The sequence below is a fragment of the Kurthia gibsonii genome, from assembly GCF_006539985.1.
Lineage (GTDB): Bacteria > Bacillota > Bacilli > Bacillales_A > Planococcaceae > Kurthia > Kurthia gibsonii.
This window is the reverse complement of record NZ_BJOB01000002.1, coordinates 119,853-131,711: the sequence shown is the minus strand read 5'-3', so window position 1 is coordinate 131,711 and position 11,859 is coordinate 119,853. Positions and strand designations below refer to the sequence as shown.

Here is an 11,859-nt window from a genome sequence, read left to right as displayed (position 1 = left end):
TTTTATTTTGGTTTATGTAAATTCAAAAGGAGGGTTTTATAATGACAACTGTATCAAGTACAACGATTGGGTATCCATATATTGGTGAAAATCGCGAATGGAAAAGAACCGTAGAACAATTTTGGAATCAACAACTTTCAGAAAGTCAATTTGAAAAAGAATTAAAAAATCAACGCATAGCAAATTTACTAAAACAACAAGATAAAGGAATTGAACAAATAACAGTCGGTGACTTTACTTATTATGATCGTATGTTAGATTTAGCTTTTATGTTCCGCCTAATTCCCGAGAGATATCATACATTAGAATCAGAACCTTCATTGAAAACATATTATGCAATGGCACGTGGTTCAGACACAACCATTGCGTGCGAAATGACGAAATGGTTTAATACGAACTATCATTACATCGTTCCAGAATACGAACAACAAAAACTATCATTAGGACACAACTACTTACTTGATTTATTCAATGAAGCAAAATCTGTTTTATCAACAAATCCAAAACCAACATTTATTGGTCCATACTCTTTTATTCAGCTAACAAAAGGCTATTGTGAAAAAACAGTCGCGTCTTTTATTTTGCAACTATTACCACTTTACGAACAAGTAATTCAACAACTTGTAGATGCAGGAGCTGAATGGATTCAACTTGAAGAACCAATGTTCACGCAAGAGTTAGACGAAGAACAACTACAATTAATTGATGTGATCTATCAACAATTAGCTGATCATGTACCAAGTGCGAATTTAATGATTTCCACTTATTTTGAAGCAATTCCACAATATGAAAGAATTGTACAACTACCTGTAGCAGGTATTGGATTGGATTTTGTTCATGGATACAAAGATAATTTAAAAGCAATCAAGCAATACAGTTTCCCAGGAAATAAAGTGTTAGCTGCTGGTATTATTAATGGTCGTGATATTTGGGTCAGCTCTTTAAAAGAGGTCACACAAAAAGTTGAAGCTATCTTACAATTAGTTTCGCCAAAAGTATTGTGGCTACAACCTTCTTGTAATTTACAACATTCACCTGTCACAACTGCTGCTGAAAAAGCATTGCCAACTGTCTTATATAATGCACTTGCATTTGCAGATGAAAAATTAGATGAATTGCGTCATATCACTTATTATATTCGTAATCAATCTTTTGAAACCCCATCTATAATAAAAGAAAATTTAATGGTTATTGAAAAACTAGCTACCGATGTATCTCGGAATAACTCGACTGTTGCACAAGAAATCAAACAACTTAACAAGAAAGATTTTAATCGTTCACAGCTTTTCGAAGAACGTATTATTACACAAAAAAATAGATTACGCTTACCTGATTTTCCAACAACAACTATTGGAAGCTTTCCACAATCAGAAAAAATCAAAAAAATACGTTCGCAATGGCGTAAAAAAGAAATTTCAACAGAGCTTTATGAAACTCAATTACGTGCAGAAACAAATCGCTGGATTAAAATTCAAGAAGATTTAGATTTAGATGTATTAGTTCATGGTGAATTTGAACGAACAGATATGGTGGAATATTTCGGAGAAAAACTAGCTGGGTTTGCATTTACTAAAAAAGCTTGGGTTGTATCTTACGGTTCGCGTTGTGTAAAACCCCCTATTATTTATGGCGATATTGAATGGCTTGAACCGATGACTGTTAAAGAAACAACCGATGCTCAAGAACAAACAGATCGTTTAGTCAAAGGAATGTTAACGGGACCTGTCACCATTTTAAATTGGTCATTTGTACGTGATGACATCGAACGTAGTAAAGTCGCTATCCAAATTGCACTTGCACTTAAAAAAGAGATTCTTGCACTCGAAAAAAGTGGTATCCAAATCATTCAAGTCGATGAACCTGCCTTACGAGAAGGTTTACCATTACGACAGTCGCGTCAACAAGATTACCTAGATTGGTCAATCAATGCATTTAAATTAGCTACAGCTGCCGTTCAACCAAGTACGCAAATTCATACACACATGTGCTATTGTGAATTTAATGATTTTATTGAACCGATTGTTGCACTAGATGCAGATGTTATTTCATTAGAAACTTCACGTAGTCACGGTGAACTAATTCACTCATTACAGCATACACCTTATCCTTATGGTATTGGTTTAGGTGTATATGATATTCATAGTCCACGGGTACCGAGTGTAGAAGAAATGTATACGATTTTAGAAGATAGTTTGAATATCATTCCAAAAGAAAGATTTTGGATTAATCCAGACTGCGGACTTAAAACACGTCGCGAAAAAGAAACCGTTGACGCACTAAAAAATATGGTAAGTGCTGCAAAGCAATTAAGAAGCCAGATTAAAAAACAACCTATTTCACTTTAACTCACCTCAAATTTTCAACATAAAATAATTTAAATCTAAAGAATCCTTAGAATGATTGAATTATATATTATTCTAAGGATTTTTACTTTTTATGCTTATAAATCTTTTGCATGCATCAAATTCTATCAATTTCGTAAAGTAATATATACTATGCTAATCATTTTATTTGTACACTTTTTGTTTTATTTTAATTAGTGAAAATTGAACCGAAAGTATTAACTTCTTTAATATAAAGTGGTATGGTTATGTATATTATTATTCCACGAGACAAGGGAGATTCAATGAAATATTTGTCATTAAAATCCAAAAGTATTTTATTTGCATCGATTATTACGATTTTAGTCTCTTTAATCATTACTTCCATTAACTACTATATGAATATGAATGCAACAGTGAGTCGTCTCTCTACAGATTCAGAACGTACGATGAAAGCATGGTCAAAAGAAGTATTAACATCGGATGTCGAAAAGCTTGTTGCAACACATGATGAAGAACTACAAAAAAAAATGATTGCAAAATTTGATAAATTAGCCAATTACCAACCGCAAGTTGCTCAAGGCTATTTATTTGGTGTCGAGTTGCGTAACGGGAGTCAAACAAGTGTCATCTCAGGCCCAACATTCCTTATGGACGCCTTTGAAAAATCGGGCTTGTTAATTGGCGACTTTTATACACAACCACAAGTCATTGCGGATGCAATTGCAGATATGAAAGTAACGAAAAAACAAACATACTCTAAAATTTATACCGATCGTTTTGGTACATGGATTACGGTCTTAAAGCCTTTATTTAATAAAGATGGTGAAATGTTCGCCTATTACGGAATAGATTTTGATGCTAACGCATATCTTTTAGGAGAATATAATAAAATTAAAACAACGATTATTATTTTAGTTGTTCTTTTACTTGTTGTTTGTTTAATACAGCTTTTCTTTATGAATCGTCTATTTAGTCCCATTACGATTATGCAAAAGAAAATCGCTCGTTTAAATAAAGGAGATTATTCTGTTCGTTTAGAAGAAAGTGAAGATGAGTTAGGTAAGTTATCCAAACAGCTAAACATCTTATTAACACAACTCGACGAACAACAGAAAAAGCCTGTAAATTTATATGGTATGGAGCCAACGAACCTTGGTCAACTATCAAAACAATCTATGTTATTATCTATGGATATTCATTCTTTCTTAGAAAATGAAAAAGATTTAAATCCATATATTAGACGAGTACTATTACAAGAAGAACAACATCAAAAAATCGCTAAATTAGCTAACCCATATATGATTCTATCACTCTCTACATGGTTAAATAGCATGAATTTAAGAGGACGGATGAATACTACAGAAAAAGAAATTCTATCCGAATTGATTCATATAGAAAAACCAAACCAAGATGTTCTATACAAGGGTATTATTGCAATTATTCATAACCCAGTACTCTCTCAAAAAATTTATACAGCGATTTATAAAAACTTTTTTGAAATATCTAATCAACTATCTTAAAATATTAATTTTTCACTTACAGAACTTTGACTCATTAATTAGAGGAAAGTTCTTTTTTTGTGTTTTTTTAACTAAAAAAATCATTTTATTTACTTACGTTAAAAAATTTTCATTGTTTTTTTATTGTTTTAATGGATTTTTCTTCCTCGTTTTATATTAAAAAATACTTATTTTTACATTAAAAAGATAATTATAACGCTTTTTAAAGCCATTAAATTATACAAATACCATTTTTTATTTTTTTTTGAATTTTTAGAATGAGTATAAAGTATTAACTTTTAATGACCGTAATGTTATATTAGTACTATAATAAAATGTATGTAAAAAAGGAGTAAACATGAAAAAATTATCTTTAAAAATGAAAAATATTTTATTCGCTTCAATTATTACGATTTTAGTAGCTATTATTTTGACAACTATTAACTATTTTATGAGTATGAATGCGACTGTCGATCGACTGACAAATGTATCAAAAGATACAGTGAAAGCTTGGTCACAAGATATTAAAACAGAAGATGTAGAAAAATTAGTTCAAACTAAAGACGAAAATATTCAAAAAGAAATAGTAGCTCACTTTGATCGTCTAGCTCAATATCAACCTCAAGTTGCACAAGGTTATATCTTTGGAGTGGAATTGGAGAATGGAACGGGTACTAGTGTTATATCTGGCCCCACCTTCTTAATGGATGATTTCGATAAGTCAGATTTACATATTGGCGATATCTATACACAACCAAAAGTGATTGCAGACGCAATTGCTGACATGAAAAAAACAAAACAACAAACAATTTCAGATATTTATTCTGATAATTTTGGTACATGGTTGACGGTTTTAAAGCCACTTTTTGATGAGAATGGTGAAATGTTTGCGTATTACGGGGTCGATTTTGATGCAAGTTCTTATTTAAATGGTGAATATAAAAAAATCAAAACAACCATTTTCATTTTAATTGGACTACTATTACTCGTATGTGCTATTCAATACGCATTTATGAGCAAGCTATTCCGTCCTATTACAGAGATGAAAGAAAGTATGGCTCTTGTAAGTGAAGGTAACTATTCTGTTCGTTTAAAAGAAGGAGATGATGAATTAGGACAATTATCGAAGCAATTCAATACAATGAGTGAAACAATTGGTGGTATGTTAGATTCCATTCGTTCATCGTCAACTGCTTCTAGTATTCAAGCAAATCGACTTTATAAAGAAGCTGATGAAGTGAATCAAACATTAGAAGAAATTACAAACTATACAGATAAAATTACAGGTCGATTACAAGATCAAAATGAATCCACTACTGAAGTTCTGACTTCGATTCAAGAACTTTCTCGTTCTGTAGACTCCATTACAAATAATGTTATGAACGTAACAGAGTTATCTCTCACAACAGAAGACCATGCAAAAGCAGGCACAGAGGCAATTAATGTATTGAAAAATCAAATGGTGAAACTAAAAGATTCTTCTCAACATTCTGAGAATAATGTTTCATCACTTAAAAATCGTTCATTAGAAATTAGTAGTATTGTTCAATTAATTACAGATATTGCAGATCAAACGAATTTATTATCATTAAATGCTGCAATTGAAGCTGCACGTGCCGGTGAACATGGTAAGGGGTTTGCTGTAGTGGCAGACGAAGTCCGTAAATTAGCTGAACAATCTTCAAAATCAGCTAAACAAATTGAGACACTCATCCAAGATGTACAAGTAGAAACAGAAAAAGCTGTACAATCATTCCGTACAGAAGCTGCTCTTGTTTCTGAAAGTTCATTATTAGTTGGAAATATGGGTGCCATTTTCCAAGATATTCTGTCACAAACATCACATGTTTCAAGTAGTATCCAGGAAGTATCAGCCGCAATTGAAGAAATCGCTGCTGAAAACGAGGAAGTAGCTGTAATTTTTGAACAACTTGCACATACATCAACTGAAAATAGTGATGCAAGTCAAAAAATCAAACACAACATTCGTAATCAACAAGTTTCATTTAGTAAAATTGTTGAGTCAACAAAAACAATGAATGATATCGTATCTGAATTAGAACAATTAGTTTCTGATGTGAAAAGCTAACAAAACATGGTGAGAGATTGAAAGATCTCTCACCCTTTTTCACAATATAACTGTATGAATTATGAAAAATTGGAGGTTTATTAACTTGGTTACTTTACAACAAGATTTGAAAATCACGCAAAATTCTCTATTCCCTATTGATACATCTTTTCGTTCAGATGTCTCGACGTATCAATCTGCTAAAAAAAATTTAGATTATTCAATCCAATGGCATATTACGGCATTTGGTATTTGGATGCACCGCTTAACAAATGAAGACTCTATTGAACTTGCAATTGAATTAGAGCAAAAACAATCTGTGGTTCATATGGCTTTTTCTCAAGATTCAACAGCTGATGAAATTTATAAACAAGTTGTTTTAGAATCTACTGAATATCTGTCAAACGACTTAAAATTGGTCTTTTCTTCAAATAATTATCATTTTGAAAGTTACACATGCTTTTTAAACGAAAAAAATTTCAAACGTTATGAACAGTATTACACTATTATTTTGGCAGCGATTTTAGAGAATCCGAATATTAAAATTGCTCAAATCAATCTTATGACTGCATGGGAACATCAGCTTTATCAAAAATTAAACGAGACAGAACGAGATACACCAATCGATCAAACAATGCACGATGTATTTGATCAGACGGCACAAAAGTATCCACAAAAAGTTGCTTTACAAGATGCCACAAAAACACTTACTTTTTCAGAGATTCAAATACAAGCAGATAGTATTGCTCAACTATTAATAGAGAAAGGGATTCAAGTAGGTGATTATGTTGCAGTTTATATGCAACGCAGCATGGAAGCGATTATTTCTATGTTAGGCGTAATGAAAGCTGGAGCCATTTATGTACCACTTAGTCCTGATAATCCTGACGAACGAAATGAGTATATCTTAAAAGACACACAAGCAAAATTCGTATTAACAGATGTGATTACTACTGAAAAAGTAATTACTTGGGATGAACAAATTCCAATGGCACTGTATACTCAAATCGAAGAAAAAGCACTTGTGAAAAAGCCAACGGTCAAACCAACTGATCTCGCCTATATTATCTACACTTCTGGCTCTACCGGTAGACCAAAGGGTGTGAAAATACCACATAAAAGTATCGCAACATTTGCTTATGCTGAAAAAGAAACCTATGGATTTTCAGAGCATCATATTTTAACTCAATTTTATACACTCACATTTGATGCATCTTTACTTGAATTATGTCCAATGATTTTCCATGGGAATACACTGTATATGCTATCTAAAGAAGAGCGACTTGATATTTCTTTATTTGCAAAAGCAATTCATGAACATGGTATTGACTATGTCATGATGGTTCCAATGAGTGCTTTAAAACAGTACCTTTTATTTGCGACAGAAGAAGATATCGAAAAATTACAACGTCTACAATGTTTTGGTGTAGGTGGCGAAACACTTCCTTTAGATACGGTTCGACTTTTCCAAGAAAAATTCGGTCTTATTCCTTTAAAAAATGTATATGGCCCTACAGAATGTTCTGTTTTAACGACGACTTATACAATCGACACACTGTTACCAAAGGATCTGATGACAATCCCAATTGGAACGCCTTTACCGAATTATCGTGTACATGTCTTAAATGATGGGATGGCTTATTGTCCAATAGGCGTTACAGGTGAACTATATATTGAGACAACTGCTCTAGCTGAAGGCTACTTACATCTTCCTGAAAAAACAGATGAAGTATTTGTAATGACACCTCATAGTGAAAATAGAATGTATCGAAGTGGCGATTTAGTACGTTTACTACCGAATGGTCAAATTGAATTTGTTGGACGAAAAGATACGCAAGTTAAAATACGTGGATATCGTGTTGAACTGGGAGAAATCGAAGAACATCTTCTTGCAATACCTGAAATTACAGATGGTGCAATAATCGCAAAAGAGATTCAAGGTGATCTATCCATCGTGGCATACTATCAAGTAAAAGATGGGGTTACTTATTCAACTGAACAGGTAGTAGATGCTTTAAAACAACAAGTTCCAGCATATATGTTGCCTGCTTATGTGATTGAGCTTGAAGAATTCCCTCTATTACCAAGTGGAAAAATTAATCGTACTGCTTTAAAAGAGCGTGAATTAGATGTGCAAGTTCAATTGAAGCATACAGAGAATCAATTAGCCCCAGTAAATGACGAAGAAGCTATCATTTTAAAAGCATGGCAAGATGTATTATTACAACAAGACATTGGCACAAATGAAGATTTCTTTGAAATTGGTGGTCATTCATTAAAAGTGTTAGCAATCTTAACACAATTGAAAAAGCAATTCCCTATGTTAAAAATTAATGATTTCTTTGAATATCGTACAGTTCAAGCACTTGCTAATTATGTACGTACTGCTGAAGCTCAAGAAGAAGTTGTAAAAGAGACGAAACAAAAAGAACTGTTTGAGCATCCAAAATCATTACACAGCACGACTGTTTTCAAACCGATTACACAGCAATCGGTCTTATTAACAGGTGCTACAGGCTATCTAGGTGCACACTTACTAATCGACCTATTAAAACATCCTGAGGTTACGGAAGTTTCCGTACTTGTGCGTGCAACATCAAAAGAGCATGGTTTAGAACGTATTCTTGAGCAGTTACGCTATTATGAACCAAGCCAACCAGTGGAAGAACTTTTACGAAATACTTCTTTACGTATTATTTTAGGTGACTTCACACAACCTAACTTAGGCGCAAGTTCTGAAGATTTTATGTGGTTACAAACAAATGTACAAGCACTTATTCACTGTGGAGCAGACGTACGTCACTTTGGTGATGCAGAGCACTTTAAAAAGACAAATATTGATAGCACTGCCTATTTAATTGATTTCGCAAAACAATGTACAGAGATTCGCTTCCATTATGTTTCGACATTAGGTATTCAAGAAGATTTAGCATCTGAAGGTAAATGGGACGATTTCTTAACAAAAGACTCCATTTTAGATGCACCAGATGTTGAAAGTCTTTATACAAATAGTAAGTTAGCATCTGAAAAATTGTTACAACAAGCTCATACTGAAGGTCTTCCTGTAACAATTTATCGTCCTGGTAATATTTCTTGCCAATCAACTACAGGAATATTCCAAAAAAATATTGATTCAAATGCTGTATATCGTATGTTTAAATCATTTATTTTATTAGAAAAAGCACCGAATGTTAACTTCATGATGGACTTTACAATGGTTGATTACGCAAGTTCTTTAATTACAAATATCGCTCTTTCAAACGATACAATCGGTGGAATTTACAACATTTGCAATACAACGCTGATTTCATTCAAAGATGTTTTACAACACTTTAGAAAATTCGGTTATACAATCGAACTTGTAGATGAACAAGAGTTTATTAACTTCTTATATGATGATTCTAAAAAAGATGCTGAAGGTCTTGCTCTGGCTATGGCTGGCTTAGAAGGCGATGGAGCAAAAAATTCATCTCTATTATATGCATGTCCACAATCCGAATTGTTTATGACACAGAACCAATTAACGTGCCCTAAACCTAATGAAGCATTCTTTGAACAGATGATTCAACAAGCAATTCAGCAACACTATTTTCCGGAGATAAAAAATGAAAATATTACTAACCCCTATTTCATACAATAAATCGATTTTCAGAAGTTTTTTTCCATTATTAACGGCTGATGAACGTTCTTATGTGCGTAAGTTTACTTCTTTTAAGCGTGCATATGAATCTTTGATTGCACGTATTATGATTAAAAAATATCTAGGTGTCGATGGTATTCGACAAACGAAAGATGGGCAACCTTACTTACCTGACAGTCCTTATTATGTCAGTATTTCACATTGCGAAGGATATGTGATGGTTGCCTACGCTAATTGTAAAATCGGGGTAGATTTAGAGTTACAACAACCTCTTTTAGAAGGAACTGAGTACTTTATGAGTTCATACGAACAAAAAATGTTCAAACAAGAAGCTCAACAACTTTGGTTAATTAAAGAGGCTTATTCTAAATGGCGTTCAATAGGATTTCGTGGAATTGATCCACAAAAAATTCAATGCGAAAAAAAGAATAGTCATTGGACAATTCAAAAAGAGCGCTGTTTTGTGAAAACAGAAAAATACGGTGAATTATCGTATGCATTTGTTTCTTCTCAAGAAAAAATAAGTAAATTAATTTTGATAGAAGAAAAGTATTTGTAATATAAAACAGGCTAGAATACAACATTTCACTTCTCTTTTTAGCGCTCGCAACAAAAAACTGGAACCGCGCTGTGGCGCAGTTCCAGTTTTTTGTTGCTCATATGAGAAGTGCTTTTTACTCTTATGTCCAGCCTATTTTCTAATGCTTAACTATGGAAAAGTATTATACTTCTACTAACTCTTCTGTATGACGAATTAGGTAATCAAATGCACTCAATGCCGCTGTTGCACCTGCACCAATTGAGATAACGATTTGTTTATAGGCACTATTTGCACAGTCACCTGCTGCAAACACACCTGCGATATCTGTTGCTCCATTACGATCTGTAACAATCTCTCCACGTTCATTCAATTGAACAGAACCTTCTAGGAATTCTGTATTTGGTAATAAACCAATTTGAATGAATACACCATCAAGTGCTACATGATGTTTTTCTTTCGTTACAGCATCGATATATTCAATACCATTCACTGTACGATCACCTGTAATTTCAGATGTTAAAGCATTCGTGATAATTGTTACATTTGGTAAACTACGTAAACGTTCTTGTAGAACTGTATCTGCAATTAACTCACCTGTGTTTTGTAGAAGTGTTACATGATTCACAATTCCAGCTAAATCGATTGCTGCTTCAACACCTGAGTTACCGCCACCTACTACTGCTACATCTTTACCTTTGAATAATGGGCCATCGCAGTGTGGACAATATGCTACGCCTTTATTTTTAAATTCTTGCTCACCCTTTACGCCTAATTGACGGTAGCGAGCACCTGTTGAGAGAATAACAGTTTTACTTTTTAAAACTGCACCATTTTCTAATTCAACTTCGATTAATTGTTTCTTCTCAATATTTTTCACACGTTGTGCTTTCATCACATCAACTGGATAATCTAATACATGTGCTTCAAGACTTGCAACAAATTTTGGACCTTCTGTTGCTTTTATACCGATAATATTTTCAATCGACATTGTATCGTTTACTTGTCCACCGAAGCGTTCTGCAACAATTCCCGTACGCACACCTTTACGCGCTGCATAAACTGCTGCACTTGCACCTGCTGGACCTCCACCTACTACTAACACGTCAAATGGTTCTTTATCATTGAATTCGGCAGCATCAACTGTAGAACCTAATTTATCTAGAATATCATCTAATGTCATGCGACCACCTTCAAAGAAATCCTTATCACGGTAAACTGCTGGTACAGCCATGATTTCTTTTTCTTCTACTTCTGATTTGAAAGCGCCGCCTTCAATCATTGTATGTGTAATATTTGGATTTAATACAGACATAATATTTAATGCTTGTACAACGTCAGGACAGTTATGACATGTTAAGCTAACATATGTTTCAAAGTTCATTGGCTCTTTAATCGCTTGAATACGTTTTACTGTTGATTCATCAATTTTTGGTGCACGACCACTTACTTGTAATAACGCAAGTACAAGCGATGTGAACTCATGACCAAGTGGTAAACCTGCAAAAATAACACCTGTATCTTCACCTACGCGATTAACGCTGAAACTTGGTGTACGTTCTAATTCTGCATGTTCAATTGTAATACGTGGTGACATATCATCTAATGTTTGGACAAGCTCTAACATATTTTTTGATGTTTCATCTTCACCCACATGTACTTTTAAAACTAAGTCGCCTTCTAACATGGCAAGGTATTGCTTTAGTTGTGTTTTAATTTGATCGTCTAATAACATAATTGAAACTGCTGCTTTTTCACTTCTAATTATATGTTTCCATCATTTTTTCGCA

General features: G+C 33.4%; 6 protein-coding genes. 5 read left to right on the top strand and 1 reads right to left on the bottom strand.

What is annotated here, in order from left to right:
- The first annotated feature begins 41 nt into the window (after nucleotides 1-41).
- The 5 genes from metE (at nucleotide 42) to KGI01_RS01290 (ending at nucleotide 10,090) form a co-directional block, all read left to right on the top strand.
- A complete protein-coding gene (gene metE, locus KGI01_RS01310) occupies nucleotides 42-2,345 on the top strand; it encodes a 5-methyltetrahydropteroyltriglutamate--homocysteine S-methyltransferase (RefSeq protein WP_141272637.1) in 2,304 nt (767 codons plus the stop codon).
- 281 nt (nucleotides 2,346-2,626) lie between these two features.
- Nucleotides 2,627-3,844: a HAMP domain-containing protein gene (locus KGI01_RS01305; protein WP_170214694.1), complete on the top strand. Its 1,218-nt coding sequence runs from the start codon at nucleotides 2,627-2,629 to the stop codon at nucleotides 3,842-3,844.
- A gap of 337 nt (nucleotides 3,845-4,181) precedes the next feature.
- The gene (locus KGI01_RS01300; protein WP_141272633.1) at nucleotides 4,182-5,912 is read left to right on the top strand and encodes a methyl-accepting chemotaxis protein; all 1,731 of its coding nucleotides are present in this window, start codon (nucleotides 4,182-4,184) and stop codon (nucleotides 5,910-5,912) included.
- An 85-nt stretch (nucleotides 5,913-5,997) separates the two neighbouring features.
- Complete coding sequence (locus KGI01_RS01295; RefSeq protein ID WP_170214693.1) at nucleotides 5,998-9,531, top strand: non-ribosomal peptide synthetase family protein; 3,534 nt, start codon at nucleotides 5,998-6,000, stop codon at nucleotides 9,529-9,531.
- Nucleotides 9,497-10,090: a 4'-phosphopantetheinyl transferase family protein gene (locus tag KGI01_RS01290; RefSeq protein ID WP_141272629.1), complete on the top strand. Its 594-nt coding sequence runs from the start codon at nucleotides 9,497-9,499 to the stop codon at nucleotides 10,088-10,090. The genes KGI01_RS01295 and KGI01_RS01290 overlap by 35 nt, the downstream gene beginning before the upstream one ends.
- Nucleotides 10,091-10,253: 163 nt before the next feature.
- On the opposite strand, the gene ahpF is transcribed toward KGI01_RS01290, so the two are convergent.
- Entirely contained in the window at nucleotides 10,254-11,804 is a 1,551-nt protein-coding gene (ahpF, locus tag KGI01_RS01285) for an alkyl hydroperoxide reductase subunit F (protein ID WP_141272627.1), read from the bottom strand.
- Between the last annotated feature and the right edge of the window lie 55 nt (nucleotides 11,805-11,859).

Coding starts and splice junctions, on each gene's coding strand:
- metE (WP_141272637.1), top strand. CDS start 42: ATGACAACTGTATCAAGTACAACGATTGGGTATCCATATATTGGTGAA.
- KGI01_RS01305 (WP_170214694.1), top strand. CDS start 2,627: ATGAAATATTTGTCATTAAAATCCAAAAGTATTTTATTTGCATCGATT.
- KGI01_RS01300 (WP_141272633.1), top strand. CDS start 4,182: ATGAAAAAATTATCTTTAAAAATGAAAAATATTTTATTCGCTTCAATT.
- KGI01_RS01290 (WP_141272629.1), top strand. CDS start 9,497: ATGAAAATATTACTAACCCCTATTTCATACAATAAATCGATTTTCAGA.
- ahpF (WP_141272627.1), bottom strand. CDS start 11,804: ATGTTATTAGACGATCAAATTAAAACACAACTAAAGCAATACCTTGCC.